The sequence below is a fragment of the Pseudomonas ulcerans genome (assembly GCF_036324125.1).
Taxonomy (GTDB): domain Bacteria; phylum Pseudomonadota; class Gammaproteobacteria; order Pseudomonadales; family Pseudomonadaceae; genus Aquipseudomonas; species Aquipseudomonas ulcerans.
The window spans coordinates 12,263-36,794 of record NZ_JAZDQN010000041.1; the positions used below are offsets into that span (position 1 = coordinate 12,263).

The following is a 24,532-nucleotide window of genomic DNA, read 5'->3' on the forward strand; positions in this document are numbered from 1 at the left end:
CGATGAGCCGAGCATGCACCTGTTCGCCGTCGCGCTTCAATCACCGTCGGGGCTGGGCTACGCTGATGATGGCACTTTTCCCGACGAGCGCCGTCGAACGTGCCGACATGACTTTTTCTTTTTTCGAGGTAACACCGATGAAAGCCTGGATTTCCCTGCCCCTGATCGTTCTGGCCCTCGCTGGCTGCGCGGGCAAGACGGCCTATCGTGACAGTTGCGGTACCCAGCTCGATGCCGCCTGGAAGGAACTCGACCTGGCCAAGGCCGAGGGTTTCGCCGGTACGGTGAGTTATTCCAAGGCCCTGTCGTTGCTGACCGGCGCCAAGACCCAGCAGCAGTTCGAAGCCTTCGAAGGCTGCGCCAAGAAGGCCGAGAAGGCCCGTTTCTACATTCGCGAGTCCCGCGCAGGACGCTGAGGAGTGAGGTAGCGCCATGTCGAAGATGTTCGATCACGTAGTCGCCGAGATCCTGGGGCTCCAGGTGCGGCTGATGGCTTGCCAGGCGCGCCTGGCGCAGAACACCGACAGCGAGGCGCTGCACGACCTGCGCACCACGGTTCGCCGCCTGCGCAGCCTGTTGAGGCCGTTGCGCGGGCTGCCCGGCGTGGATCAGCTGGAAGGCGCGGCCAAGGCGATTGGCGACATGACCACGCCGCTGCGTGATCGCGAGGTGCTTGCCGGGCAACTGTTCGAGCTCAATCTGGACGAGGCGGCGCAACGCCGTCTCGCTGGTGAAGGGGTGGTCTTCGCGTCGGTCGCGTCGAGCACGCAACTGCAGAAATTGCTGGCGGTGATCGATGCCTTTCCTGCATTCCTGCGGGCCATCCAGCACCAGGGGCTGGTGGCCGACCTCGGCAAGCGCATCGAGAAGCGCCTCGACAAGCAGTGGCAGCAGATCGTCAAGGCGGTGCACGATCCGGCCCACGATCGCCATCGCCTGCGCCTGTTGATCAAGCGCGCGCGTTACGGCGCCGAGGCCTACCCGCAGGCGAGCCGGATCAAGGCGTCGATGGGCAACGAGCTCAAGCGCGCGCAGGACGATCTCGGGCACTGGCATGACCTGCTGCAATGGCTGGCCCAGGCCGAGAAGCAGGCTGACCTGGCGCCGCTCGCGGCCGACTGGAAGCGGCAACTGGCGGAGGCCGAGCGCAAGTCGGACAAGACCCTGGCCAGGCTGCTCAAGCACATCGACAAGCGATAGCCCCATTTACGACTGATCGACATCGAACTTGGCACTTATGCGGCCTGCCGGCTCGGAGCTGTCCTCTTAAGATCGTAGGACTTTTCCGCAGGACGAGGTCCGCATGAATTTTTCCCAACTGCTCACCGCCGTCCGCCAGCGTCCGCAAGAGGTGGTGATTCCCGCCGAATGGGCGCAGGGCCGTGCCTGTTTCGGCGGCCTGATGGCGGCCCTGGTCTATGAAGCCATGCACGCCCGGGTATCCCCGGCGCGGCCGGTGCGTTCCCTGGCGATCACCTTCGTCGGCCCCGCCGAGCCGAACGTGCCGATCAGTTTCGAAGTGGAACTGCTGCGCGAGGGCAATTCGGTCAGTTCGCTGCTGGGCCGGGCGATTCAGAACGGCCAGACCGTGACCCTGGTCCAGGGCAGCTTCGGCGCCGGGCGCAACTCGGTGATCGACGTCCCGGCACTGCCGGCGGTGGAGATGAAGAGCCTGGAGGAATCGAGCCCGGAGCTGCCGTTCATTCCCGGCGTGACCCCGGAGTACACCCGCTTCCTGGCGATGCGCTGGGGGATCGGCAACCTGCCGTTCACCAACAAGCCGGGCCGCCAGATGGGCGGTTGGGTGCGCTTGCGCAATCCGGTGGAAGAACCGGTCACCGAGGCCCACCTGCTGGCCCTGGCAGATGCCTGGCCGCCGGCGGTACTGCCATACCTGAACAAACCGGCGGCGGGCAGCACCCTGACCTGGACCATCGAATTCGTCCAGCCGGTGGCCAGCCTCAGCACGCTGGACTGGTGCCAGTACTGCGCCGAGGTCGAGCATGCCCGTGACGGTTACGGGCACACAGCGGCGGGCATGTGGAATGCTGCGGGTGAACTGTTGGCGATCAGCCGGCAGACGGTAACGGTCTTCGCCTGAGCCTCAATGATGCCGGTGGCGTTCACGCCAGGCGCGCCACCAGGCACCGCTGAACAGAAAGCGCGGGAAAGTGATGAACTGCTCGGTGAGCAGGCGCTTCACCGCGTCATGGCGGTCGCTGAACGGCTCCGGCTGTTCGGCTTCCAGGCGATGCCCGTGTTTCTGCAGAACCAGCCCGGCGATCAGGCCGATCACGCCCACGGCGATCTCGCCCAGGTCCAGCCCGAACAGACCCGACAGCACCAGCAGCGTACCGACGATGAACAGCGGTACGGCGATCAGGTGCAGCACCAGGTTGGTCGGGTTGCGGTGATTGTTGGGGTAGCCGCGCCATTGCCAGGCGGGCAGGTTGGGCAGGCGTCTGTTCATGGATATTCCTCGGACTTTTCGTTGGCGCTTGTCGGAAGAATAGTTGTGGCCTGTAGGCTCGGCCAATTGAGGGGATTGATCGGCAGGATAGTGCCAGGGCTCGCGGTGCATGCGATCACTGTAGGAGCGGATTCATCCGCGATCGGCGGCGAAGCCGTCGTAAAACCTGAGTCCCGAGTCTTTCTGGCACACCGAGAGCACTGGTTTTGTGGCCGCTTCGCGCCCAATCGCGGCGGTCCGGCGTCCCGGTGAATCCGCTCCTACACCGACCGCGTTGCACCACACCAAAAATGTGTAGATACCCATGCAGCGATGAGGCCCTCGAATTCCCTACAGCTTCAACTGCCCGATCACCTTGTTCAGCTCCCCGGCAAGCGTCGCCAGCTCGCTGCTGGTCGTCGCCGAAGACACCGTCTGCTGCACCGTGTCCTCGGTCACATCGCGAATGCTCACCACCGCCCGGTTCATCTCTTCCGCCACCTGGCTCTGCTGCTCGGCGGCCACGGCGATCTGCGTGTTGCTCTCGCGCATCTGCGCCACCGCCGCGGTGATCTCGGCCAGGGCCTCGCCGGCCTCCTGGGCCTGCTTCACGCAGTCGTCGGCCTTGAACGAACTCTCGGTCATGAACTCCACCGCATCCTTGGTCCCGGCCTGCAGTGCGGACACCATCTCGGTGATTTCATCGGTGGAGGTCTGCACGCGCTTGGCCAGGTTGCGCACCTCGTCGGCGACCACGGCGAAACCACGACCGAGGTCGCCGGCACGGGCGGCCTCGATGGCGGCGTTGAGGGCGAGCAGGTTGGTCTGTTCGGCGATGCTGTGGATCACATTGACCACGCCGTTGATCTTCTGGCTGTCCTCGGCCAGCTGGCGGATCATCTCGGCGGTCTGCTGCACGCCGCTGGACAGGCCGGCGATGGAGGTCTGCACCCGGCTGACCACGTCCTTGCCGCTGCCCGCCAGGCTGTCGGCGGTCTGCGACAGGTCGCGGGTGGCACCGGCATGCTGGGCGATGTGGTAGACGGTGGCGGACATCTCGTTGATCGCCGTCGCCGCCTGGTCGGTCTCGCTCTGCTGGCCGAGCATGCCCTGGCGTACGTCGCTCATGTTCGCGGCCAGGCGGGCGGCGCCGGAGTCCAGTTGCGCGGCGGTCACCGCGACGGTGTTGACCACCCGATGGTAGGTGGTCTGCATGGCGTTGAAGGCCGTGGCCATCTGGCCCACTTCGTCACCGCAGGACAGCGGCACCCGCGCCGACAGGTCGCCGGTCTTCTCCACATGCAGGATCACATCCTTGAGGGTGTTGAGCTGGGCCAGCAGGAAGCGGATCAGCAACTGCGAGGCGCAGAGCATCGCCAGCATCAGGATCAGCACGCACACCGCGTAGTTGCCGAAGCGGTCGCTGTAGACCTGCATGAAGCTGGGCGAGGGCGCCAGCACGGCGACCCGCTGGCCGTCGCGGCTGATCACCTGGGCGCCGGCCAGCGGCGCCTCGCCGAAGATCGCATAGGGCTCCAGGCTGACCCAGCCACTGCCATTGGCCACGCTGGCCAGCGCCTGGCCTTGGTAGCTGGGCGTCTGCCCGGGAGTGAAGGCGACGATGTGCGCGGCTTGCGGCAGCGCCTGCCCGGCGGGCCAGGCGGCCAGCAGGCGGGCTTCGGCCACGGCGCGGTCACGGGCCTCGTCGACCCGGGCCTGCTGTTCGAGGAACACCGCGTAGAGCACCAGGAACAGCGTGGTGACGAAGGCCACTGCGTTGACAGCCCAGAACTTGTACTTCAGGGAAATGTTGCTAAGCCAGGCACCCATGGTAGGTCTTCTCTGAATTAAGCGTTTAAGCGGAAAGTTTATTGGCAAGGTGCCAGCATTCTGGGCGACAAATCAGCAGTAAATCTTGATGTGTGTCAAGCCAGCTCCGGGAGGTTGAAGAAGCGCCGCGCACACAGGGTTGTATGTGCCGCCAGGCGTTGCTCGGACTCGCCGCGATGACGGGCCACTTCACGCAATACCTCCGGCAGGTAGGCCGGCTCGTTGCGACCGCTCTTCGGTTTCGGCCGCAGGCTGCGGGGCAGCAGGTAGGGCGCGTCGCTTTCCAGCATCAGCCGGCCCTCGGGGATGTTGCCCACCAGGGCGTGCAGGTGGGTGCCGCGGCGCTCGTCGCAGATCCAGCCGGTGATGCCTATGTGCAGGTCGAGGTCGAGGTAGCCGAACAGCGCCTCGCGCTCGCCGGTGAAACAGTGCACCACGGCGGCCGTGAGGTGGTCGCGGTAGTCCTTGAGGATGTGCAGCAGGCGCTCGCTGGCGTCGCGTTCATGGAGGAACACCGGCATCTGCAGTTCCACGGCCAGGGCCAACTGGTCTTCCAGGGCCTTTTCCTGTTGCGGGCGCGGCGAGAAGTCGCGGTTGAAGTCGAGGCCGCATTCGCCCACGGCCTGCACCCGGGGTTGCTCAAGAAGCGCCCGCAGGTGGCGCGGGCTGTCGACGTTCCATTGGCTGGCGTCATGGGGGTGCACGCCGGCGGTGGCGAACAGGCGCTGGCCGCTCTCGTCGAGGCGCTGGCACAGTTCCAGGGCTTCCTCGCTGCCTGCCAGGCTGGTGCCGGTCAGGAGCATCTGGCGCACCCCGGCGGCCTCGGCGCGGTCGAGCACGTCCTGGTGGATGCCGGCGAAACTGGCGTTGGTCAGATTGACGCCGATGTCGATGAGTTGCATGGTGCTACCTCGGAATTCGCGGCCAAATGGCCATTACTTGGCCGAAAAATAACAATAAACACAAGAACTTCAATGAGTTGTCGTGGTCTTTTGCGGTCAATTGTCACAGGACTGCTGCAGAGTATGACGCCACGCACGCCATCGCGGCCTGTTCCTGGAGACCGGATGCCCCGAATCCTTTTGCTGATCCTGCTGTTCGCCGGGCTGCTCTGCGCAGGGCCGGCCAGCGCGCGCCTGGCCGGTCCGCCCCAGGTGGTGAGCAGCGGCAAGGACCGCGACCTGGCGCAGATCCGCACCAGCCGCGAGCTGCGGGTGCTGGTCAACCAGAGCCGCAACAGTTCCGGCGAAGTGAAGGGCCAGCCCTACGGCGTCGAGTATTACCGCCTGCGCGCCTTCGAACACTACCTCAATGCCCGCGCCCGCGACGGCCAGGAAATCCGCCTGAAGCTGATTCCCCGGGCCAAGGAGCAACTGGTCCCGGCCCTGCAGCGCGGCGAGGGCGACCTGGTGGCGCCGGGGGAACTGCTCGATCCCGTCTCGACCCACGGCATCAGCGCCAGCGATCCGGTGCTGGAGCGGGTGCCGCTGGTGCTGGTAGGGCGGCGTGGCGAACGCACCTTCAGTCGCATCGAACAACTTTCGGGCCACACCGTGGCCCTGGCCGCCGGCAGCGCCGCGGCCGACACCCTGCACGAGATCAACCAGAAGCTGGCGCTGCGCAAGCATGCGCCGATCAGGCTGGAATGGATCGACCCGAGCCTGGCGGTGGAGGACGTGCTGGAGATGGTCCAGGGCGGGATCCTGCCGCTGACGGTGGTCGAGCAGCCGATTGCCGAGCGCTGGCACAAGGTCATGCCCAAGCTGAACATCCAGCGCAAGGTCAGCCTGGCCGAGTCGCAGTCTTCCCATTGGTACATGCGTCGCGAGGCGGTGATGCTGCATGCCAGTGTCGATCGCTTCCTCCAGGATTACCGTGCCCCGGCGGACCAGGACGTGGCGTTCGAGCGTATCTACCGGCGCCTGTACAAGGTCCACTATCCGCTGGCCAGGGCCAACCGCCAGCGCCTGGACAAGTTGCGCCCGGTGCTGCAGCGGCATGCTGAAGCGCAGAAGCTCGACTGGCTCAACCTCGCCGCGCTGGCCTTCAAGGAGTCATCGCTGAACCCGGCTGCCCGCGGGGCGGGCGGCGCCCATGGGCTGATGCAGATCACCCCGAGCGCGGCGCAGCGGGTCGGGGTCGGCAACATCAACAGCCTCGACGGCAATGTCGAGGCCAGCGCCCGCTACCTGGCGCTGATCCGGCGCAAGTTCTTCGCCAGCGACAAGCTCAACGAGCGCGAGCGCATGGCCTTCGTCCTCGCCGCGTACAACATCGGCCCGGAACGGGTCCAGGCGATGCGTGGCGAAGCGCGGCGGCGCGGGCTGAACCCGAACCAGTGGTTCTTCCAGGTCGAGCGCGTGGCCCTGGAGCAGGTGGGAATGGGGCCGGTCAGCTATGTTAATAGCGTCAACAAGTACTTCCTGGCCTTCGACCGGGAGCGGGAGGCCCTGGAGTCCTCCCGGAACGACAAGGTGAAAGGTCGTAAATAATCCAGTTATTCGATCTTTATGATGGATTAATTGCGATTTTCATATTGAATAATATGATTATTATGAGCGCCAACAACACATCACACCTTGTAAGGAACACAGCATGAACGCCATCCACTCCGTAATGACCACCCGCGCTGGCTGGGGCATCACCGTCCTGCGCATCATCGTCGGCATCATCTTCATGGCCCACGGCGCGCAGAAGCTCTTCGGCATGTTCGGCGGCTACGGCCTGGCCGGTACTGCGCAGTACATGGAAAGCATCGGCCTGGCACCCGGCATGCTGATGGCGACCTTGTCCGGCGGCGCGGAGTTCTTCGGCGGCCTGGCCCTGTTCATCGGCCTGCTGGCACGGCCGGCGGCGCTGGCGCTGATCGGGCTGCTGGTGGTGGCGATCTTCTCGGTGCATATCGGCAACGGGCTGTTCATGCAGAACAACGGCTACGAGTTCGCCCTGGCGCTGCTGGGTGGCGCGGTGGCGGTACTGATCGAGGGGGCTGGCCGGGCTTCGCTGGACGCGGCGATTTCGAAAAGCTGAAGACAATCAAAGGGCCTGCAATGCAGGCCCTTTGTCATTGGTCGTGTTGACAGTCCACGAGGGGCTTCTCTAGGATGCCCACCTGCGCCGATTTAAACAGCTACTTGCGGGGCGCGGGAGAGCCCTTCGAGGTGATCCGAATACCGCTAAAACGCTGGTTCGGTGATGCCTCCCACCGCAGCCCAGCGGGATCTGCGAGGCGGAGAATATGAACTCCATGAGTTGCCCACGTTCCAGTGTCTGTCTGACCCCCCTGCCTTCCAGCCAGTCGGCGCGCACCCCGCGCGTGCTGCTGAGCGGCCCGCACCAACCGACCCTCGTCCGCTTCCTCGATGGCTGGCCTCGCCGCAAGGGCCGCGCCACGGCACTGTTGATTCAATTCGTCGATCTGGAAACGTCGCTGGCGGACTTTGCCGATGACCGTTTTGACCTGGCCGTGGTACAGGCACCGGACAAGGAGCAGGCGGCGGAGGTGATCGGGCATCTGACCCGGATTGCGCGGCAAGGGTTGATCACCCTGGGCTGAAGATCTTGCGGCGCGACGCGGACTCTGTGGGAGCGGGTTCACCGGGACGCCGGACCGCCGCGATTGGGATGTTGAATTCACCGACGCAATCGCGGGTGAACCCGCTCCCACAGGGTCCGCATTTTGCCGAGGTTCAGCGCGGATAACTGATGCTGTTCACATACCAGGTCGCCTCACCGCTAGGCGTCTGCACCACCACCTCGTCGTCCTTCTCCTTCTTCAGCAGTGCCCGGGCCATCGGCGAGTCCACCGAGATGTAGTCGTTGCGCCCGTAGATCTCGTCATAGCCGACGATGCGAAACTTCAGGGTCTCGCCGTCGTCGTTCTCGATCTCCACCCAGGCGCCGAAGAACACCCGGCCTTCCTGTTCCGGGCCGTAGTCCACCACCTTGACGTCTTCCAGGCGCTTGCGCAGGTAGCGCACGCGGCGGTCAATCTCGCGCAGCAGCTTCTTGTTGTACTGGTAGTCGGCGTTCTCGCTGCGGTCGCCGAGCGATGCGGCCCAGGCGACCTTCTGCGTGATCTCCGGGCGGTACACCCGCCACAGGTGATCCAGTTCCGCCTTCAGCGCTTCGTGACCTTCGCGGGTGATGATGTTGGTAGCCAATGCCTTCTCCTGGGCGGGCCTTGTATCAGGGGCGAAAGAGTACCGCGTGCTCAGCCTTCGCGCAGCACCGCCAGCGGGCTGGCATTCAGCGCGCGGCGGGTGCCGAGCACGCCGGCACCGCCCACCAGCACCGCGCCGGCCAGCGGCAGCAGGAGCAGCGACGGGTGCGGGCTCCAGTCCAGGTCGAAGGCATAGCGGTACAGCACCCAGGTAATCAGCTCGCAGCCAATGGCGGCGAGCACTCCGCTGGCTGCGCCAAGCAGGCCGAACTCGATGCGCCGCGCCTTGACCAGCAACACCCGCCCGGCGCCCAGGGCGCGGAGCAGGGCGCCCTGGCGGATGCGTTCGTCGAGGGTTGCCTGCAGCCCGGCGAACAGCACCGCAAGGCCGGCGGCAAGGACGAACAGCAACACGTACTGCACCGCCAGGGTGACCTGGGCAAGGATGCTGCGCAGCTGTTCCAGCAGGGCGTCGACCTGGAGGATGGTCGCCGCCGGGAAGGCCCGCGACAGGGCGACGATCTGTTGGTCGTTGCCCGGCGCCAGGTAGAAGCTGGTCAGGTAGGTGGCCGGCAGGCCCTGCAGGGTGCCGGGCTGGAAGATCATGTAGAAGTTCGGCTGGAAGCTGTCCCAGTTCACCGTGCGCAGGCTGCTGACCACGGCTTCGCGCTGCTCGCCGCCGATGACGAAGGTCAGTCGGTCGCCGATCTTGAGCTTGAGGCTTTCCGCCAGTTTCGCTTCCACCGAGACGCCAGGGATCTCTTCGCTCGCCGGTTGTGCCTGCCACCACTGGCCGGCACTGATGGCGTTGCCTTCCGGCAGTTCGGCGGCCCAGGTCAGGCTCAGGTCGCGCTGCACGGCGCGGTCGCCGGCGGAGTCCTTGGTGACCATCTGTTGCACCGTCTCGCCGTTGATCTGGGTGAGGCGTCCCGGCACCACCGGATACAGCGGCGCGGCGTGGGTGGAGAAGGTATCCAGCTGCCTGGAGAAGTTCGCCTTGTCATCCGGCAGGATGTTCAGCGCGAAGTAGTTGGGGGCATCGGCCGGCAACTGGTTGTGCCAGGTGTCCAGCAGTTCGACGCGCAGCAGGGTGATCAGGCCCATGGCCAGGAGGATCAGGCCGAAGGCCAGGGATTGCCCGGCGGCGGCCAGCGGATGACGCAGCAGCTGGCCGAGGCCGAGGCGCCAAGGCAGTGGTGCACCGGCGAGCATGCGCCGCAGGCTGCGCAGGCCCATCAGCAGCAGGCCGCCCAGCAGCAGCGCGGCGACCAGGCCGCCACCGAGCAGGGCGAAGGTCAGCAGTAGGTCGAGGCTCAGGCGCCACATGATCAGGCCCAGGGCGAGGATGGCTGCGCCGTACACCAGCCAGCTGCTCGGCGGCACCGGCAGCAGGTCGCGGCGCAGGACCCGCAGCGGCGGCACCCGGCCCAGCGCGGCCAGCGGCGGCAGGGCGAAACCGGCCAGGGCCACCAGGCCGGTGGCGATGCCGGCCAGCGCCGGGGCCACGCCACCGTCGGGGATCTGTGCCGGCAGCAGGCCGTCGAGCAGGGCGAACAGACCGAGCTGCGCCAGCCAGCCGAGCAGGGCGCCGGCCAGGGCGGCGAGGCTGCCGAGGATTGCCAGTTGCAGGCAGAACAGGGTCAGCGCCTGGCGCCGCGACAGGCCCAGGCAGCGCAGCAGCGCGCTGGCGTCGAAGCGGCGTACGGCGAAGCGGCTGGCGGACAGCGCCACTGCCACCCCGGCGAGCAGCACCGCCACCAGGCTGGCCATGTTCAGGTAGCGCTCGGCCTTGCCCAGGGCACCGCCGATCTGCTGGTTGCCGTCGCGGGCATCGCGGATGCGCTGGTTGGGGGCGAGGTTTTTATCGAGGAACTGGCGGTAGTCGGCGAGGACAAGGTTGTCGCCGCGCCACAGCTCGCGGTAGGTCACCCGGCTGCCGGGCTGGACCACGCCGGTGGCGTCGAGGTCGGCGAGGTTGATCATCACCCGCGGGGTCAGGCTGTAGAAGTTGCCCGCGCGGTCCGGCTCGTAGGTCAGTATGCGGCTCAGGCGCAGGGTCTTCATGCCGACGTCGACGCTGTCGCCGATCTTCAGGTTCAGTGCCGCCAGCAGGCGTGACTCGACCCAGGCTTCGCCCGGCGCCGGGCCGCCACCCACGGTTTCGGCGCCATAGGGTTCGCTGGCGCTGCGCAGTTCGCCGCGCAGCGGGTAGGCCTGGTCGGCGGCCTTGACGCTGGACAGCTGGATGCCATTGTCGGTGGCGATCACGCTGGAGAATTCCACCACCTGGGCGTGGGCCAGGCCGAGGTCCTTGCCGCGCTGGACCTGCTCGGCGCTGGCCGGCGAACTGCCCTGCAGGACCAGGTCGGCACCGAGGAACTCGGTGGCGCGCAACAGCATGGCGCCGTTGAGGCGGGCGCCGAAGTAGCCGATGGCGGTACTCGCCGCCACGGCCACGAGCAGGCCGAAGAACAGCACGCGCAACTCGCCGGCGCGGGCATCGCGCAGCAACTGGCGCACGGCGAGGGTGAACAGGCGAAGCAGGGACAGGTGTGCCATCTAGGGCTCCATCGGGGTGACCATATGGCCCGCATCCAGGCGGATCTGCCGGCGGCAGCGGCGCGCCAGGCGTTCGTCGTGGGTTACCAGGACCAGGGTGGTGCCGCGTTCCTTGTTCAGTTCGAACAGCAGGTCGCTGATGCGCTCGCCGGTGTGACTGTCGAGGTTGCCGGTGGGCTCGTCGGCGAACAGCACGTCGGGCTCGGCGGCGAAGGCGCGGGCGATGGCCACGCGTTGCTGCTCGCCACCGGAGAGCTGGCGCGGCGAGTGGCTGAGGCGCTGGCCGAGGCCGACACGCTCCAGCAGGGTACGCGCGTGCTCACGGGCGTCTCGGCGGCCGTCCAGCTCCAGCGGCAGCATGACGTTTTCCAGGGCATTGAGGCTGTCGAGCAACTGGAACGACTGGAACACGAAACCGACATGTTCGGCGCGGACCTTGGCGCGCTGGTCTTCGTCCAGGGGGCCAAGGTCGTGTCCGGCCAGGGTCACCGCGCCGGCGCTGGGCTGGTCGAGACCGGCGAGCAGGCCGAGGAGGGTGGATTTGCCGGAGCCCGAGGCGCCGATGATTGCCAGGCTGTCGCCTTCCTGCAGTTCCAGCGAGAGTTCGTGGAGGATGGTGAGGTTGCCTTCCGCGCTGGGGACCACTTTGCTAAGGTTCCGCGCAATGAGAATGCTGGGGCCCATGGAGAATCCGATGCGAGTGTGGTTATTGAGTGCTGGCCTGGCCTTGCTGTGCATGGCGCAGAACGCAGCGGCGGGTACGGTGTTGATCGTCGGCGATAGTATCAGCGCCGCTTTTGGCCTGGATACCCGCCAGGGTTGGGTTGCCTTGCTGGAAAAGCGGCTCAAGGACGAGGGTTTCGACGACAAGGTGGTCAATGCCTCGGTCAGTGGCGACACCAGCGCGGGCGGCCAGGCGCGGCTGCCGGCGCTGCTTTCCGCGCACAAGCCAAGCCTGGTGGTGCTGGAGCTGGGCGGCAATGACGGGCTGCGTGGGCAGCTTCCTACGCAATTGCAACAAAATCTTGCCTCGATGATCGACAAGTCCCGGGCAGCCGGGGCCAGGGTACTGCTGCTGGGCATGCAACTGCCGCCGAACTACGGCGCGCGGTATACAAAAGCCTTTGCCCAGGTCTATTCCGATCTTGCCGCGCAGAAAAACGTTCCCCTGGTGCCGTTCTTCCTCGAAGGCATCGGTGGTCATGCCGAGCTGATGCAGGCCGACGGTATCCATCCGGCGCAAGCGGCCCAGGCGCAGTTGCTGGAAAATGCCTGGCCGGCAATCAAACCGCTGCTTTGACGCTTTTATAGTGACCGGCTTTCGGCTAATGTTGCGCCCCCGATTTGGAGCCCCCGATGCCGCGTCCCGCCTGGTCCCTGTATGCCTATCAATTGATCGAGCCCGATGAGCAGCTCGACCTGTTCGCCTGTCAGGAGATCCGCGTCCATCTGGTAGCCCGTCAACTCGAACTTGGCGGCTCGGCCGACCGCACCCTCTGCGGCACCCTGCTGCCGGCGCAGCCACGCTGGTCCGGGGTGCCAAGCAACGTCTACCGGGATCGCCGCCTGTGTCCGCTGTGCCGGGCCATCCTCGAAGCCCAGCGCAAAGGTACGCGGCCGGTCTGGCCCGAGCTCTGAGCAGCAGCGGCCGCCTGGCGGCCCTGTATGCCGAAAATTCCTGCAGCGGTGTACAATCGCTGTCTTCACCCCGAATTTGCGAAGGATTTCCCGGATGTTGCCGCGCTTTCCCGCCGTCACCCGTTGCCTGTCCCTGGCCGCCGCGCTGATCGCCGCCGGCCCCGTTGCCGCGCTGGAGTTCCCCCTGCCGCCGCCAGGCGAAGACATCATTGGCCAGGTCCAGGTGATCAAGGCCAAGTACGAGGACACCTTCGCCGACATCGGCACCGCCGGTGACCTGGGTTACCTGGAAATGGTCGCTGCCAACCCGGGCGTCGACCCGTGGCTGCCGGGTGCCGGCACCGAGATCATCCTGCCGACCCGCTTCATCCTGCCGCCGGGCCCGCGCGAGGGCATCGTCATCAACCTCGCCGAGTACCGCATGTATTACTTCCCGAAAGGCGAGAACGTGGTCCACACCTACCCGCTGGGTATCGGTCGCGAAGGCTGGGGCTCGCCGATCGCGCAGACCAAGGTGACCGCCAAGACGCCGAACCCGACCTGGACGCCGCCGGCCTCGATCAAGGCCGAACACGCCGCCGACGGCGATCCGCTGCCGAACGTGGTGCCGGCCGGTCCCGACAACCCGCTGGGTCCGTTCAAGTTCACCCTGGGCGTGCCGGGCTACCTGATCCATGGTTCGAACAAGAAGTTCGGTATCGGCATGCGTACCAGCCACGGCTGCTTCCGCATGTTCAACAACAATGTGCTGGAGCTGGCGAAGATGGCCCCGGTGGGCACTCCGGTGCGGATCATCAACGAGCCGTACAAGTTCGGTATCAGTGGTGGCAAGGTTTACCTGGAAGCGCACACCCCGCTGGACGACAAGGGCGATCCTTCGGTAGTGGACAAGCACACCGCGGTGATCAACGCGCTGCTCAAGCGTGAAGACCTGGCCAACAACGTGCAGATGAACTGGGACATGGTGCGCGATGTGGTAGCCGCCGAAGATGGCATGCCGGTGGAGATCGCGGTGCCGATGGCGCCTGCTGGCAATGTGCCAATCATTTCCAGCAATCCTTATCAGCAACAGTAAGCTTCGTGCTTCAAGAAAGAGCAGTCCTCAGGGCTGCTTTTTTATTGCCGGCAGGAATTGCCGGGTGTGACGCGATAGGGCATGTATCCATTCGCATCTAGCGGCCAATAAAAAAGCCGACCCACAAGTGGGTCGGCTTCAAATAACAATCCCGAGGGATTATTACTTGCGGCTGGCTTTTTCCAGCATGCGCAGAGCGCGCTCGTTAGCTTCGTCAGCGGTCTGCTGAGCTTTCTGAGCGGCAGCCAGAGCGTCGTCGGCTTTGCGATACGCTTCGTCGGCACGAGCTTGTGCACGAGCTGCTGCGTCTTCGGTAGCAGTCAGACGAGCTTCGGTTTCTTTGGATACGCTGCTGCAACCGGTAGCCAGAACTGCGGCCAGAGCCAGAGCAGAGAATTTCAGAACGTTGTTCATCGTGTTCCCCTTCAAGGACTTTCTATTAAATAGCCATCTCTCAACAAAGAGAAACTGGCCGGCGTACATAGTACCCATTACTTGTAGTAAGTAAACTGACAGAGCGCAAGAATTGGAAAAAAAATGCCTTGCCACCCCGCTTGACAGGGGGTGTGTACGAAAACCGCGCATTTCCCGCCTCAGCAAGTGTAACGCGTTCTTGTAAAAGTACTTTTTGTTGAACTAACGGTGACTTTTAGTGTCATGTTGCGTCATAACAAACGGATCATCCGGTTGTAATTCGAGACGCTGCGCCACGCGACGTCCGCAGGTCCCGGGCGGGAATTTTTCCGACCGGTACCTTGAGTATCCGGGCAGGGGGCGCCTACTATTTGTAGCGTGCTCGGTTGCCCAGAGAACGAGCTGGCTCTTCTCGCTGTCCAACGGGGCACGGGGTGGCGTAGAGGTTCCTTCGCCGGACAAACATCGGTTAAGGTAGGGTTTTGTTATAAGACCCGCGAGGAGTAGTGATGAGCGAGGCGTTGTCCATCCACCATGACCAGGCTGGTCATCAATTCGAGACCAACGTGGACGGTCATCGTGCTTACCTGACGTACATGGACCTGGGTAAGCAGACCCTGGATATCTATCGCACCTTCGTGCCGAACGCCTTGCGTGGTCGCGGCATTGCCGCGGCACTCACCGAACGGGCGCTGGCCTACGCCGAAGAGCGCGGCTACACCGTCATTCCCTCCTGCTCCTATGTCGAACGCTACATGGAGCGTCACCAGAAGCATTCTTCCAAGGTCTGAACCTCAGGAGCCCGCGCCGCCGATCGCCGCGGGCAGCTTGCAGACACGAAAACGCCGGGCATTTGCCCGGCGTTTTCGCATGTGCCGTATCAGCCGCGGTTGCGCTGTGGCAGCACGTCCTTGAGCTTGTTGCGCATGCTGCGCAGGGTGTTGGCGGTCGCTTCCCAGTCGATGCAGGCGTCGGTGATGGACACGCCGTACTGCAGCTGGTCGAGGTCCTTCGGAATCGACTGCGCACCCCAGTTCAGGTGGCTTTCCACCATCAGGCCGATGATCGACTGGTTGCCTTCGAGGATCTGGTTGGCGACGTTTTCCATCACCAGTGGCTGCAGGGCCGGGTCCTTGTTGGAGTTGGCGTGGCTGCAGTCGACCATGATGTTCGGCTTGATCTTGGCCTTGTTCAGCGCCTGCTCGCACAGGGCGACGCTGACCGAGTCATAGTTCGGCTTGCCGTTGCCGCCGCGCAGGACCACGTGGCCGTAGGCGTTGCCCTTGGTGGTGACGATGGACACGCCGCCTTCCTGGTTGATGCCGAGGAAGCGATGCGGGCTGGACACCGATTGCAGGGCGTTGATGGCGACGGTCAGGCCGCCGTCGGTACCGTTCTTGAAGCCGACTGCCGAGGACAGGCCGGAGGCCATTTCACGGTGGGTCTGGGATTCGGTGGTGCGGGCGCCGATGGCCGACCAACTGATCAGGTCCTGCAGGTACTGCGGGGAGATCGGGTCGAGGGCCTCGGTGGCGGTGGGCAGGCCCATTTCCGCCAGGTCCAGGAGCAACTGGCGACCGATGTGCAGGCCGTCCTGGATCTTGAACGAGTCATCCAGGTACGGGTCGTTGATCAGGCCTTTCCAGCCCACGGTGGTGCGCGGCTTCTCGAAGTAGACGCGCATCACCAGGTACAGGGTATCGGAGACTTCCGCGGCGAGTACCTTGAGGCGCTCGGCGTATTCATGGGCGGCCTTGATGTCATGGATGGAGCAGGGGCCGACCACGACGAACAGGCGATGATCCTTGCCGTCGAGGATATTGCGCACCACTTCACGGCCCGCGGTCACGGTCTGAAGCGCGGTGGCGCTGAGTGGAATCTCCTTCTTGAGCTGATCGGGCGTGATCAGGGTCTCGTTGGAGGCAACGTTTAGGTCGTCGATCGGTAAATCAGCCATCGTGTTACTCGTCAGGTCACGGATGCCGGCCGCCAGCGATCCCCGTGCGGCGGAGCAGCATGATTGAGCTCAGCGGGGAGCGGAACCTTAGCGCGTAATCCCTTTGTTCGACAATGGGTAAACGCCTGAATACCGGGCGGTTCGGGCCTTTGAAGGCAGGTTTTGCGACTAAAGTGGCCGGGGTGGGGCCAGGCGGGATAGATTGGCTGCCTGTGCGGCCCTTGAAGGCCATCCGGAGAAGCAGGAGCGAAGATGAACAAAGGCCTGGGTGACAAACTGGTAGTGGCGATTTCCTCGCGAGCGCTGTTCGACCTGAGCGAGAGCCACCGGCTGTTCCTCGCCGAAGGCGTCGAAGCCTATCGCCAGTACCAGATCGAGCATGAAGACGAGCATCTGGCCCCCGGGGATGCCTTCCTGCTGGTGGAGAAGCTGCTGGGGCTCAACGACGTGCTCGGCCAGCCGCGGGTCGAGGTGGTGCTGGTCTCGCGCAACAGCGCCGACACCGGCCTGCGGGTATTCAACTCGATCGAGCATTACGGGTTGGGCATCTCCCGCGCGGCTTTCGTCGGCGGGCGCAGTCCCTATCCTTATCTGGCGGCCTTCGGCTGCCACCTGTTCCTCTCCACCGACGCCGGTGACGTGCGCAGCGCCCTCGACGCCGGTTTCGCCGCTGCCACCATTCTTTCCGGCGGCGCCCGCCGCGAGGCCACCGACGAGTTGCGCATCGCCTTCGATGGCGACGCCGTGCTGTTTTCCGACGAATCCGAGCGGGTCTACCAGCTCGGGGGGCTGGAAGCCTTCCAGGCCAACGAGCGCCAGTCCGCGCGCCTGGCCTTGCGCGGCGGGCCGTTCAAGCCCTTCCTCGCGGCCCTGAACCTTTTGCAGCGGGAATTCCCCAGCGATGCCTGCCCGATCCGCACCGCGCTGGTCACTGCCCGTTCGGCGCCGGCTCACGAACGGGTGATCCGCACCCTGCGCGAGTGGGACATCCGCCTCGACGAATCGCTGTTCCTCGGTGGCCTGGACAAGTCGGCATTCCTCGAAGCCTTCGCCGCCGACGTGTTCTTCGACGACCAGACCGGGCACTGCGAACGCGCCGGCAAGGTGGTCGCCACCGGCCATGTCCCGCATGGCATCAGCAACCAGCAGGACCCGGCCTGAGCCCCGCCGGACGGGACCTGCGCGTCGGTTGGGCGCTGCTAAGCTGAAGCTTGCCCTGCCGCTCCGGCAGTCGAGGAGGTCAAATGATCCGTTCGATGTTGTACGCCACGGACCTCGGTGTGTACGCGCCTTATGTCATGCAACACGCGCTGGCCCTGGCGCGTACCTTCAATGCCGAGCTCTACGTGATCCATGCCGTGGAGCCCATGGGGCAATTCGCTGAATCGCTGCTGCAGAGTTACCTCGACGAACAGACGCTGGATCAGTTGCACAGCCAGGGCGTGAACACCGTCATGGCCAATATCGAGCAGCGGGTCCTGGAGAATTTCCGCGACGAACTGGGCGACCAGGAGGACCTGGCGCTGATCCGCGCGGTACGGGTACGCCAGGGCGACCCGGCGGAAGTGATCCTGGAGCAGGCGCAGCGCCTGAATGTAGACCTGCTCATCGTCGGCAGCCATAGCCACGGGGCAGGGGTGGAGATCCCGATCGGCCGCACCGCCGTGCGCATCCTGCAGCTGTCGCCGGTGCCGGTGTACATGGTGCCGCTCGCCCAGCACCTCGGCCGTCGGAAATTGTGAGGGCTTTTTCCGTGGCGCCTGTAAGAAAACTAGAGAAATTGTTCTAGATTTATTCTCCTGACCACTAATATAGTTATAACTCGTCGCTGTTGCCGGTGACGCCCAGCCTCTGAGGGATACCTATGAAGCTTCAACAACTGCGCTACATCTGGGAAGTGGCGCACCACGACCTCAACGTTTCCGCCACGGCGCAAAGCCTGTACACCTCCCAGCCGGGGATCAGCAAGCAGATTCGCCTGCTGGAGGACGAGCTGGGCGTGGAAGTGTTTGCCCGCAGCGGCAAGCACCTGACCCGCGTCACCCCGGCGGGTGAGCGGATCATCAATACTGCCGGGGAAATCCTGCGCAAGGTCGAGAGCATCAAGCAGATCGCCCAGGAATTCTCCAACGAGAAAAAGGGCACCCTGTCCATCGCCACCACTCACACCCAGGCCCGCTACGCGTTGCCACCGGTGATCAGCTCGTTCATCAAGCAGTACCCGGAAGTGGCCCTGCACATGCACCAGGGCTCGCCGATGCAGATCGCCGAGATGGCCGCCGACGGCACCGTCGACTTCGCCATCGCCACCGAGGCCCTGGAGCTGTTCGGTGACCTGGTGATGATGCCGTGCTACCGCTGGAACCGCTGCGTGGTCGTGCCCCAGGGTCACCCGCTGACCAAGCTGCCGAAGCTGACCCTGGAAGTGCTGGCCGAATATCCGATCGTCACCTACGTCTTCGGTTTCACCGGTCGCTCCAAGCTGGACGAAGCCTTCAGCCATCGCGGCCTGACCCCGAAGGTGGTGTTCACCGCCGCCGACGCCGACGTGATCAAGACCTACGTGCGCCTCGGCCTGGGTGTCGGCATCGTCGCCAAGATGGCAGTGGATCCGAAGCTGGACAGCGACCTTGTAGTCCTCGACGCCAGCGAGCTGTTCGAGTCCAGCATCACCAAGATCGGCTTCCGTCGCGGCACCTTCCTGCGTGGCTTCATGTGCGACTTCATCGAGAAGTTCGCCCCGCACCTGACCCGCGAAGTGATGGCCAAGGCGATCCAGTGCCACAACAAGCAGGAACTGGAAGAGCTGTTCGAAGGTGTCGAGCTGCCGGTGCATTGACCCGCAGTTTCGCAGCCATGAAAAAACCGGCCTCGGCCGGTTTTTTCGTTCCTGGGGATCAGGCCTTGCTGATCAGGTTGCCGGCATGCAGCCCGCATTCCTTCTGGGTCGACTCTTCCCACCACCAGCGGCCTTCGCGCTCGTGCTGGTTCGGCAGCACCGGACGGGTGCAGGGTTCGCAGCCGATGCTGATGAAGCCGCGCTCGTGCAGGCTGTTGTATGGCAGTTCGAGCATGCGGATGTAGCCCCAGACTTCCGCGCTGGTCATCTGCGCCAGCGGGTTGAACTTGTACAGGGTGCGTTCCGGGGTGGAGAAGGCGCTGTCGATTTCCAGCGCGGCCACCTGGCTGCGGGTGCCCGGGCTCTGGTCGCGGCGCTGGCCGGTGGCCCAGGCGCTGACGGTGGCCAGCTTGCGCCGCAGCGGCTCGATCTTGCGGATGCCACAGCATTCGCCATGGCCGTCCTTGTAGAAGCTGAACAGGCCCTTTTCCTTGACGAACGGGTCGAGCTTGTCGCGGTCCGGCGACAGGATCTCGATCGGCAGGTTGAACTCTTCGCGCACGCGATCGATGAAGCGGTAGGTCTCCGGATGCAGGCGCCCGGTGTCGAGGCTGAAGACCTTGACGTTGCGGTTGATCTTGCGGGCCATGTGCACCAGCACCACGTCTTCGGCGCCGCTGAAGGAAATCCACAGGTCATCGCCGAAATGCTCGAAGGCGAGCTTGAGGATGTCCTGCGGGGACTTGTTGGCATAGGTCGCAGCCAGGGCGGCGACGTCGAAAGGTTGGCTCATCAGGCGGCTTCCGTCTATTGAATGGCGCTTGGCGCTCGTAGTGGGGCAGATGTTACCAAAAAATGCCGGGTAGACGGGTCGCATCGCTGCGCTTAGAGTGCGGGCTCCATTTTTGGCGTTGTTCGAGGAGTGTGCTGTGGAAATTGCCTGTCTCGATCTGGAAGGCGTGCTGGTCCCGGAAATCTGGATCGCCTTCGCGGAAAAAACCGGAATCGAATCGCTGCGGGCCACCACCCGTGACATTCCGGACTACGACGTGCTGATGAAGCAGCGTCTGCGGATCCTCGATGAGCACGGCCTGAAGCTGTCCGACATCCAGGCGGTGATCGCCACCCTCAAGCCGCTGGACGGCGCCGTGGAGTTCGTCAACTGGCTGCGCGAGCGCTTCCAGGTGGTGATCCTCTCCGACACCTTCTACGAGTTCTCCCAGCCGCTGATGCGCCAGCTGGGCTTCCCGACCCTGCTGTGCCATCGCCTGATCACCGACGAGACTGATCGGGTGGTGAGCTACCAGCTGCGCCAGAAGGATCCCAAGCGCCAGTCGGTGCTGGCGTTCAAGAGCCTGTACTACCGGGTGATCGCGGCGGGTGATTCGTACAACGACACCACCATGCTCGGCGAGGCGGATGCGGGGATCCTGTTCCATGCGCCGGAGAATGTGATCCGCGAGTTCCCGCAGTTCCCGGCGGTGCATGATTTCGAGGCGTTGAAGCAGGAGTTCATCAAGGCTTCGAACCGGGCGTTGAGCCTGTAGGTTTTACAGGAGCCTAGGGCCTCATCGCTGGCAAGCCAGCTCCCACAAGGTTCTGCATGCAAAGGACCTGTGGGAGCTGGCTTGCCGGTGGTAGGCCACTAAAGACCCTGCAAGGTTTCCAGCAGTACCCTGACCTTGGTGATCGACTCCTGATACTCGGCCTCCCACTCCGAGTCCGCCACCACCGCACCACCACCCCAGCAGCACACCTGCCCATCCTTCACCAGCAAGCTGCGGATAGCGATCGAGCTGTCCATCTCGCCGCGTACGTCCAGATACAGCAACGACCCGCAATAAAGCGCGCGCCGGCTGGGTTCCAGCTCGTCGATGATCTGCATCGCGCGGATCTTCGGCGCGCCGGTGATCGAGCCGCCGGGGAAGCTGCCGGCGATCAGGTCGAGGGCGTCCTTGTCCGCCGCCAGGCGTCCGGTGACGCTGCTGACCATGTGGTGCACGTTGGGGTAGCTCTCCAGGCTGAACAGCTCCGGCACCCGCACCGAGCCGATCTCGCAGGTGCGCCCGAGGTCGTTGCGCAGCAGGTCGACGATCATCAGGTTTTCGGCGCGGTCCTTGGCGCTGGCCAGCAGTTCCTCGCCGTTGGCGCGGTCCTGCTGCGGATCGGCGCTGCGCGGGCGGGTGCCCTTGATCGGGCGGGTTTCCACCTGGCCACCGCTGACCCGGATGAAGCGTTCCGGCGACAGGCTGAGCAGGGCGCTGCCATCGGCCAGCACCTGGAAGCCGGAGAATGGCGTCGGGCATGCCTTGCGCAGGGCCTGGTAGGCGCTCCACGGATCGCCGTGGCACGGCGCGCGGAAACGCTGGGTCAGGTTGATCTGGTAGCAGTCGCCGGCGTGGATGTAGTCCTGCACTCGCTCGAAGGCCTGGCGATAGTCGTCGGGGCCGAGGTCGCCGCGCATCGGCGCGTCGAGGTGGAAGCCGGCGCCGGGGTCCGCTTCGGCTGGCTGGCTGAACAGGTCGGCCAGGCGCTGACGCTCGCTGGCGGGCAGGGCGGGGTGGAAGAGCAACTGACTTGTAATCAGTTGGTGATCAGTAACCAGTGCCCAGGCATACAGCCCGAGGGTCGCATCCGGGAGGCCGAGGTCGTCGCGGGCGATCTCCGGCAGTTGTTCCAGGCGCCGGCCGAAGTCGTAGCTCAGGTAGCCGATCAGGCCGCCGGCAAACGGCAGTTCCAGCCCCGCCGGCAATTGCGCCTCGCCCAGATCGGCCAGTCCGTCGCGCAGGCGCTGCAGGAACGCCGTGCCGCTTTCACTGTCCTGCGCCACCAGGCTGCGCAGCGGCCAGGCACTGAGGATGTCGAAGCGGCCACGCTCGGCGCCGGGGCGGGCGCTGTCGAGCAGCACCGCGCCAGGGGCATGGCGCACGCGTGCGAAATAAGCGGCCGGGTCGGCCTGGTAGGGCAGGGGGACAACGGTGCAGGTCGGCATTCGTCTGGACGGGTCGCAAGGCGGGGCAGGCATTGTAGACCCCCGAAACGATTGCTCCTAGAGGCAAGACAGCGCCCCGTCGCCGGGGCGCCAGTCTTCTACTGACGAGAAGGAACGTGACCGAACAGCTGCTGGGCGAAGCGCACGCGCTCCTCGGGCGTTTCCTGCTTGCCGTCCTTCGCCAGTTCCTCCAGGTGGGCCTCGATGGCGTGGGTGCGCTGGGTCAGGCCGCAGTCGTTGGCGATCTGGATGTTCAGGCCCGGCCGGGCGTTGAGTTCGAGGATCAGCGGGCCCTTGTCCTGGTCCAGGACCATGTCGACGCCGATGTAACCCAGGCCGCACAGCTCGTAGCAGCCGGCGGCGAGCTTCATGAAGCCGTCCCAGTTCGGCAGTTGCACGCCGTCCACCGCGTTGGTGGTGTCGGGGTGCTTGCTGATGATGTTGTTCAGCCAGGTGCCGCGCAGGGTCACGCCGGTGGCCAGGTCGACGCCGACGCCGATGGCGCCCTGGTGCAGGTTGGCCTTGCCGCCGGACTGGCGGGTCGGCAAGCGCAGCATGGCCATCACCGGGTAGCCCATCAGGACGATGATGCGGATGTCCGGCACCCCTTCGTAGCTGATGCTCTTGAAGATCTGGTCCGGGGTCACCCGGTATTCGATCAGCGCGCGGTCGCGGTGCCCGCCGAGGGAGTACAGGCCGGTGAGGATGCTGGAGATCTGGTGCTCGATTTCCTCGTGGCTGATGATCTTGCCCGAGACCGTGCGGTAGCGGTCCTCGAAACGGTCGGCGATGACCATGATGCCGTCACCGCCGGCGCCCTGGGCCGGCTTGATGACGAAGTCGCTGCGCCCGCCGATGATCTCGTCGAGCTTCTCGATCTCCTTCTCGGTGGAGATGATCCCGTACATCTCCGGCACGTGGATGCCGGCCTGGATCGCCCGTTCCTTGGTGATGATCTTGTCGTCGACGATCGGGTACAAATGGCGCTTGTTGTACTTCAGGACGTAGTCCGCGTTGCGCCGGTTGATACCCATGATGCCCCGGGCTTCCAGGGCCTTCCAGGTTTTCCAGAGTCCGAACATCAGGCGTCAGCCTTCACGAAAGCCTTGAAACGAACCAGCTCCGTCAGGCGGTAGCCGCGGTAGCGACCCATCGCCAGCATGAAGCCCACCAGGATCAGCAGCACCGCCGGGAAGGTGAAGACGAAGTACACCAGCTCCGGCACGCTCATCAGCAGGTGCGCCAGCGACGCGGCGAACAGGGTGCCGATGGCGACTTTCATGGCGTGGCCGCCGCCGCGCTCTTCCCAGGTGATGGACAGGCGTTCGATGGTCATGGTCAGGATCACCATCGGGAACAGCGCCACCGACAGGCCGCGCTCAAGGCCCAGCTTGTGGCTGAACAGGCTGATGGCGGCGATCAGCACCACGACGAAGGTCAGCACCACCGACAGGCGCGGCAGCATCTGCAGCTTCAGGTGTTCGAGGTACGAGCGCAGCGACAGGCCGAGGGCGGTGATCACCGTGAACAGCACGATGCCGAAGCCCAGCTGGGTCTCGCGGAAGGCCAGGGCGATCAGCACCGGGGTGAAGGTGCCGAGGGTCTGCAGGCCGATCAGGTTGCGCAGGATGAGGATCACCAGCACGCCGATCGGGATCATCACCATGATCATGAAGGTCTGCTGGGTCTGCAGCGGCAGGCCGTAGAGGGAATATTCGAGGAAGTCGGCGTCGGTGTTCTCGTCGGTCAGCTTGGCCAGGCGGATGGCGTTCATCTCGCTGTTGTTCAGGCTGAAGCTGACGTTGACCTTCTTGCCGCCGTCGACGGTGACCAGGTTGTCGTCACCGGTCCACCACAGCAGGCGGTCGCTGGGCAGGCCCTGCTCGCCGTTTTCCGGGTTGAAGTACAGCCAGTCGTTGCCGTTGAAGCTGCGCAGCCAGAGTTCCGGGGTCTGCGGCTGGTCGGCCACCAGGCGGATGGTCTGCACCCGCTCCAGCGGCACGTGGGCGATGGACAGCAGCAGGTCGATGATCTTGGCCTTCTTCTGCACCGAGGTATCGCCGGCCAGGAGCAGCTTGACGTTGTCGTCGTTGAGATTGTTGACACGCTTGATGGTTTCGCTGACGAAGGTCTCGACGTCCGCCGAGTGCTGGCGGATCGGCGCCAGCAGGGCTTCCGCGGCGATCTTCTCGGGGCCTTCCACCGGCAGGCTGTCACGGAAGGTCGGGCCCTTGATCTTGGGCTTCTCGCTGCTGTAGCGCTTGGTCAGCACCAGGCGGTAGTACAGCGTCTGGTTGCCGCTGGCGCGGCGGGCCGACCAGGTCACCTTGCGGTTGCCGTCGACGCGGTTGACGCTGACCCCGTAGTTGTTGGAGATGAAGCTCTCGTTGAGGCTGACGTAGTCATGGCTCAGCGGCGGCACGTACATCTGCACTTTCACCGGGTCTTTCGGGCTGGCGACGAACTCGACCTTGGCGTCGATGTTCCACAGGTCGTCGGTCTCGTCCTCGGTCACCGGGATGCCGAGGAAGAAGATCTGATAGGCCGTGATGAGCACGCCCAATAGCACCAGCACGGTGATCAGGACTTTCAGGTGAAGGGTAAGAGAGCGCATCGG

General features: G+C 64.7%; 26 protein-coding genes. 14 read left to right on the forward strand and 12 right to left on the reverse strand.

The genetic code is table 11. From position 1 onward, the window contains the following. The first annotated feature begins 137 nt into the window (after window positions 1-137). The 3 genes from V0R59_RS25805 (at window position 138) to V0R59_RS25815 (ending at window position 2,101) form a co-directional block, all read left to right on the forward strand. A complete protein-coding gene (locus V0R59_RS25805) occupies window positions 138-416 on the forward strand; it encodes a hypothetical protein (RefSeq protein ID WP_330074686.1) in 279 nt (92 codons plus the stop codon). 16 nt (window positions 417-432) lie between these two features. Beyond that, window positions 433-1,200 (forward strand): CHAD domain-containing protein, encoded by a 768-nt coding sequence (locus V0R59_RS25810; protein WP_330074687.1) that lies wholly within the window; start codon window positions 433-435, stop codon window positions 1,198-1,200. Window positions 1,201-1,303: 103 nt separating this feature from the next. Next, the gene (locus tag V0R59_RS25815; protein WP_330074688.1) at window positions 1,304-2,101 is read left to right on the forward strand and encodes an acyl-CoA thioesterase; all 798 of its coding nucleotides are present in this window, start codon (window positions 1,304-1,306) and stop codon (window positions 2,099-2,101) included. Between the two features lie 3 nt (window positions 2,102-2,104). Here the strand turns inward: V0R59_RS25815 and V0R59_RS25820 are convergent, their stop codons facing one another. The 3 genes from V0R59_RS25820 to V0R59_RS25830 form a co-directional block, all read right to left on the reverse strand. Next, on the reverse strand, window positions 2,105-2,470 hold the full coding sequence (locus V0R59_RS25820; RefSeq protein ID WP_330074689.1) for an Mpo1-like protein: 366 nt from the start codon (window positions 2,468-2,470) through the stop codon (window positions 2,105-2,107). Between the two features lie 330 nt (window positions 2,471-2,800). Next, the gene (locus V0R59_RS25825) at window positions 2,801-4,279 is read right to left on the reverse strand and encodes a methyl-accepting chemotaxis protein (RefSeq protein ID WP_330074690.1); all 1,479 of its coding nucleotides are present in this window, start codon (window positions 4,277-4,279) and stop codon (window positions 2,801-2,803) included. A gap of 95 nt (window positions 4,280-4,374) precedes the next feature. Further along, a complete protein-coding gene (locus tag V0R59_RS25830) occupies window positions 4,375-5,181 on the reverse strand; it encodes a TatD family hydrolase (RefSeq protein ID WP_330074691.1) in 807 nt (268 codons plus the stop codon). Between the two features lie 165 nt (window positions 5,182-5,346). Here V0R59_RS25830 and V0R59_RS25835 point away from each other — a divergent pair, with 165 nt between their 5' ends. From V0R59_RS25835 to V0R59_RS25845, 3 genes are all read left to right on the forward strand, one after another. Further along, window positions 5,347-6,771 (forward strand): MltF family protein, encoded by a 1,425-nt coding sequence (locus V0R59_RS25835; protein WP_330074692.1) that lies wholly within the window; start codon window positions 5,347-5,349, stop codon window positions 6,769-6,771. 103 nt (window positions 6,772-6,874) lie between these two features. Then, window positions 6,875-7,309, forward strand: a complete 435-nt coding sequence (locus V0R59_RS25840) for a DoxX family protein (protein WP_330074693.1) — start codon at window positions 6,875-6,877, stop codon at window positions 7,307-7,309. A 217-nt stretch (window positions 7,310-7,526) separates the two neighbouring features. Then, window positions 7,527-7,835: a hypothetical protein gene (locus V0R59_RS25845; RefSeq protein ID WP_330074694.1), complete on the forward strand. Its 309-nt coding sequence runs from the start codon at window positions 7,527-7,529 to the stop codon at window positions 7,833-7,835. Between the two features lie 133 nt (window positions 7,836-7,968). On the opposite strand, the gene greB is transcribed toward V0R59_RS25845, so the two are convergent. From greB to V0R59_RS25860, 3 genes are read right to left on the reverse strand one after another with little or no spacing between them, the layout of a single operon-like run. Beyond that, window positions 7,969-8,442, reverse strand: a complete 474-nt coding sequence (gene greB / locus V0R59_RS25850) for a transcription elongation factor GreB (RefSeq protein ID WP_330074695.1) — start codon at window positions 8,440-8,442, stop codon at window positions 7,969-7,971. A gap of 50 nt (window positions 8,443-8,492) precedes the next feature. After that, window positions 8,493-11,000, reverse strand: a complete 2,508-nt coding sequence (locus V0R59_RS25855; RefSeq protein WP_330074696.1) for an ABC transporter permease — start codon at window positions 10,998-11,000, stop codon at window positions 8,493-8,495. Further along, window positions 11,001-11,684 (reverse strand): ABC transporter ATP-binding protein, encoded by a 684-nt coding sequence (locus V0R59_RS25860; protein WP_330074697.1) that lies wholly within the window; start codon window positions 11,682-11,684, stop codon window positions 11,001-11,003. It lies immediately after the preceding gene. Between the two features lie 10 nt (window positions 11,685-11,694). On the opposite strand from V0R59_RS25860, the gene V0R59_RS25865 reads away from it, so the two are divergent. The 3 genes from V0R59_RS25865 to V0R59_RS25875 all read left to right on the forward strand — a co-directional run bounded on the left by V0R59_RS25865 (window position 11,695) and on the right by V0R59_RS25875 (window position 13,713). Next, window positions 11,695-12,300, forward strand: a complete 606-nt coding sequence (locus V0R59_RS25865; protein WP_330074698.1) for an arylesterase — start codon at window positions 11,695-11,697, stop codon at window positions 12,298-12,300. 56 nt (window positions 12,301-12,356) lie between these two features. Next, a complete protein-coding gene (locus V0R59_RS25870; RefSeq protein ID WP_330074699.1) occupies window positions 12,357-12,638 on the forward strand; it encodes a hypothetical protein in 282 nt (93 codons plus the stop codon). A gap of 94 nt (window positions 12,639-12,732) precedes the next feature. After that, window positions 12,733-13,713, forward strand: coding sequence for a L,D-transpeptidase family protein (locus V0R59_RS25875; RefSeq protein WP_330074700.1), 981 nt, complete (start codon window positions 12,733-12,735; stop codon window positions 13,711-13,713). 162 nt (window positions 13,714-13,875) lie between these two features. Here the strand turns inward: V0R59_RS25875 and oprI are convergent, their stop codons facing one another. After that, the gene (oprI, locus tag V0R59_RS25880; RefSeq protein WP_037058464.1) at window positions 13,876-14,127 is read right to left on the reverse strand and encodes an outer membrane lipoprotei OprI; all 252 of its coding nucleotides are present in this window, start codon (window positions 14,125-14,127) and stop codon (window positions 13,876-13,878) included. Between the two features lie 509 nt (window positions 14,128-14,636). Between oprI and V0R59_RS25885 the strand changes: the two genes are divergently transcribed. Next, window positions 14,637-14,918, forward strand: a complete 282-nt coding sequence (locus V0R59_RS25885; protein ID WP_042125370.1) for a GNAT family N-acetyltransferase — start codon at window positions 14,637-14,639, stop codon at window positions 14,916-14,918. Window positions 14,919-15,007: 89 nt separating this feature from the next. Here the strand turns inward: V0R59_RS25885 and V0R59_RS25890 are convergent, their stop codons facing one another. Continuing rightward, window positions 15,008-16,084 carry a 3-deoxy-7-phosphoheptulonate synthase gene (locus tag V0R59_RS25890; protein ID WP_330074701.1) on the reverse strand — a complete coding sequence of 359 codons (1,077 nt, stop codon included), beginning with the start codon at window positions 16,082-16,084 and terminating at the stop codon, window positions 15,008-15,010. A gap of 252 nt (window positions 16,085-16,336) precedes the next feature. On the opposite strand from V0R59_RS25890, the gene V0R59_RS25895 reads away from it, so the two are divergent. From V0R59_RS25895 to cysB, 3 genes are all read left to right on the forward strand, one after another. Further along, window positions 16,337-17,245: a 5'-nucleotidase gene (locus V0R59_RS25895; protein ID WP_330074702.1), complete on the forward strand. Its 909-nt coding sequence runs from the start codon at window positions 16,337-16,339 to the stop codon at window positions 17,243-17,245. A gap of 83 nt (window positions 17,246-17,328) precedes the next feature. After that, the gene (locus V0R59_RS25900; RefSeq protein WP_330074703.1) at window positions 17,329-17,826 is read left to right on the forward strand and encodes a universal stress protein; all 498 of its coding nucleotides are present in this window, start codon (window positions 17,329-17,331) and stop codon (window positions 17,824-17,826) included. A 122-nt stretch (window positions 17,827-17,948) separates the two neighbouring features. Then, window positions 17,949-18,923, forward strand: a complete 975-nt coding sequence (cysB, locus tag V0R59_RS25905) for an HTH-type transcriptional regulator CysB (protein ID WP_009394496.1) — start codon at window positions 17,949-17,951, stop codon at window positions 18,921-18,923. 58 nt (window positions 18,924-18,981) lie between these two features. Here cysB and V0R59_RS25910 read toward each other — a convergent pair whose 3' ends face one another. Further along, the gene (locus V0R59_RS25910) at window positions 18,982-19,716 is read right to left on the reverse strand and encodes a phosphoadenylyl-sulfate reductase (protein ID WP_330074704.1); all 735 of its coding nucleotides are present in this window, start codon (window positions 19,714-19,716) and stop codon (window positions 18,982-18,984) included. 136 nt (window positions 19,717-19,852) lie between these two features. Here V0R59_RS25910 and thrH point away from each other — a divergent pair, with 136 nt between their 5' ends. Continuing rightward, entirely contained in the window at window positions 19,853-20,470 is a 618-nt protein-coding gene (gene thrH, locus V0R59_RS25915; RefSeq protein ID WP_330074705.1) for a bifunctional phosphoserine phosphatase/homoserine phosphotransferase ThrH, read from the forward strand. A gap of 98 nt (window positions 20,471-20,568) precedes the next feature. Here thrH and pabB read toward each other — a convergent pair whose 3' ends face one another. The 3 genes from pabB to rloB form a co-directional block, all read right to left on the reverse strand. Continuing rightward, the gene (gene pabB, locus V0R59_RS25920) at window positions 20,569-21,915 is read right to left on the reverse strand and encodes an aminodeoxychorismate synthase component I (RefSeq protein ID WP_330074729.1); all 1,347 of its coding nucleotides are present in this window, start codon (window positions 21,913-21,915) and stop codon (window positions 20,569-20,571) included. Window positions 21,916-22,013: 98 nt separating this feature from the next. Next, window positions 22,014-22,997, reverse strand: coding sequence for an alpha-L-glutamate ligase-like protein (locus tag V0R59_RS25925; protein ID WP_330074706.1), 984 nt, complete (start codon window positions 22,995-22,997; stop codon window positions 22,014-22,016). Continuing rightward, a complete protein-coding gene (gene rloB / locus V0R59_RS25930; RefSeq protein ID WP_330074707.1) occupies window positions 22,997-24,529 on the reverse strand; it encodes an osmotic stress tolerance membrane protein RloB in 1,533 nt (510 codons plus the stop codon). The genes V0R59_RS25925 and rloB overlap by 1 nt, the downstream gene beginning before the upstream one ends. Window positions 24,530-24,532 lie beyond the last annotated feature (3 nt).

Bases quoted from the DNA above. Each gene is read 5' to 3' on its own strand.
- V0R59_RS25805 (WP_330074686.1), top strand. From the start codon at position 138: ATGAAAGCCTGGATTTCCCTGCCCCTGATCGTTCTGGCCCTCGCTGGC.
- V0R59_RS25810 (WP_330074687.1), top strand. From the start codon at position 433: ATGTCGAAGATGTTCGATCACGTAGTCGCCGAGATCCTGGGGCTCCAG.
- V0R59_RS25815 (WP_330074688.1), top strand. From the start codon at position 1,304: ATGAATTTTTCCCAACTGCTCACCGCCGTCCGCCAGCGTCCGCAAGAG.
- V0R59_RS25820 (WP_330074689.1), bottom strand. From the start codon at position 2,470: ATGAACAGACGCCTGCCCAACCTGCCCGCCTGGCAATGGCGCGGCTAC.
- V0R59_RS25825 (WP_330074690.1), bottom strand. From the start codon at position 4,279: ATGGGTGCCTGGCTTAGCAACATTTCCCTGAAGTACAAGTTCTGGGCT.
- V0R59_RS25830 (WP_330074691.1), bottom strand. From the start codon at position 5,181: ATGCAACTCATCGACATCGGCGTCAATCTGACCAACGCCAGTTTCGCC.
- V0R59_RS25835 (WP_330074692.1), top strand. From the start codon at position 5,347: ATGCCCCGAATCCTTTTGCTGATCCTGCTGTTCGCCGGGCTGCTCTGC.
- V0R59_RS25840 (WP_330074693.1), top strand. From the start codon at position 6,875: ATGAACGCCATCCACTCCGTAATGACCACCCGCGCTGGCTGGGGCATC.
- V0R59_RS25845 (WP_330074694.1), top strand. From the start codon at position 7,527: ATGAGTTGCCCACGTTCCAGTGTCTGTCTGACCCCCCTGCCTTCCAGC.
- V0R59_RS25855 (WP_330074696.1), bottom strand. From the start codon at position 11,000: ATGGCACACCTGTCCCTGCTTCGCCTGTTCACCCTCGCCGTGCGCCAG.
- V0R59_RS25860 (WP_330074697.1), bottom strand. From the start codon at position 11,684: ATGGGCCCCAGCATTCTCATTGCGCGGAACCTTAGCAAAGTGGTCCCC.
- V0R59_RS25865 (WP_330074698.1), top strand. From the start codon at position 11,695: ATGCGAGTGTGGTTATTGAGTGCTGGCCTGGCCTTGCTGTGCATGGCG.
- V0R59_RS25870 (WP_330074699.1), top strand. From the start codon at position 12,357: ATGCCGCGTCCCGCCTGGTCCCTGTATGCCTATCAATTGATCGAGCCC.
- V0R59_RS25875 (WP_330074700.1), top strand. From the start codon at position 12,733: ATGTTGCCGCGCTTTCCCGCCGTCACCCGTTGCCTGTCCCTGGCCGCC.
- oprI (WP_037058464.1), bottom strand. From the start codon at position 14,127: ATGAACAACGTTCTGAAATTCTCTGCTCTGGCTCTGGCCGCAGTTCTG.
- V0R59_RS25885 (WP_042125370.1), top strand. From the start codon at position 14,637: ATGAGCGAGGCGTTGTCCATCCACCATGACCAGGCTGGTCATCAATTC.
- V0R59_RS25890 (WP_330074701.1), bottom strand. From the start codon at position 16,084: ATGGCTGATTTACCGATCGACGACCTAAACGTTGCCTCCAACGAGACC.
- V0R59_RS25895 (WP_330074702.1), top strand. From the start codon at position 16,337: ATGAACAAAGGCCTGGGTGACAAACTGGTAGTGGCGATTTCCTCGCGA.
- V0R59_RS25900 (WP_330074703.1), top strand. From the start codon at position 17,329: ATGATCCGTTCGATGTTGTACGCCACGGACCTCGGTGTGTACGCGCCT.
- cysB (WP_009394496.1), top strand. From the start codon at position 17,949: ATGAAGCTTCAACAACTGCGCTACATCTGGGAAGTGGCGCACCACGAC.
- V0R59_RS25910 (WP_330074704.1), bottom strand. From the start codon at position 19,716: ATGAGCCAACCTTTCGACGTCGCCGCCCTGGCTGCGACCTATGCCAAC.
- pabB (WP_330074729.1), bottom strand. From the start codon at position 21,915: ATGCCGACCTGCACCGTTGTCCCCCTGCCCTACCAGGCCGACCCGGCC.
- V0R59_RS25925 (WP_330074706.1), bottom strand. From the start codon at position 22,997: ATGTTCGGACTCTGGAAAACCTGGAAGGCCCTGGAAGCCCGGGGCATC.
- rloB (WP_330074707.1), bottom strand. From the start codon at position 24,529: ATGCGCTCTCTTACCCTTCACCTGAAAGTCCTGATCACCGTGCTGGTG.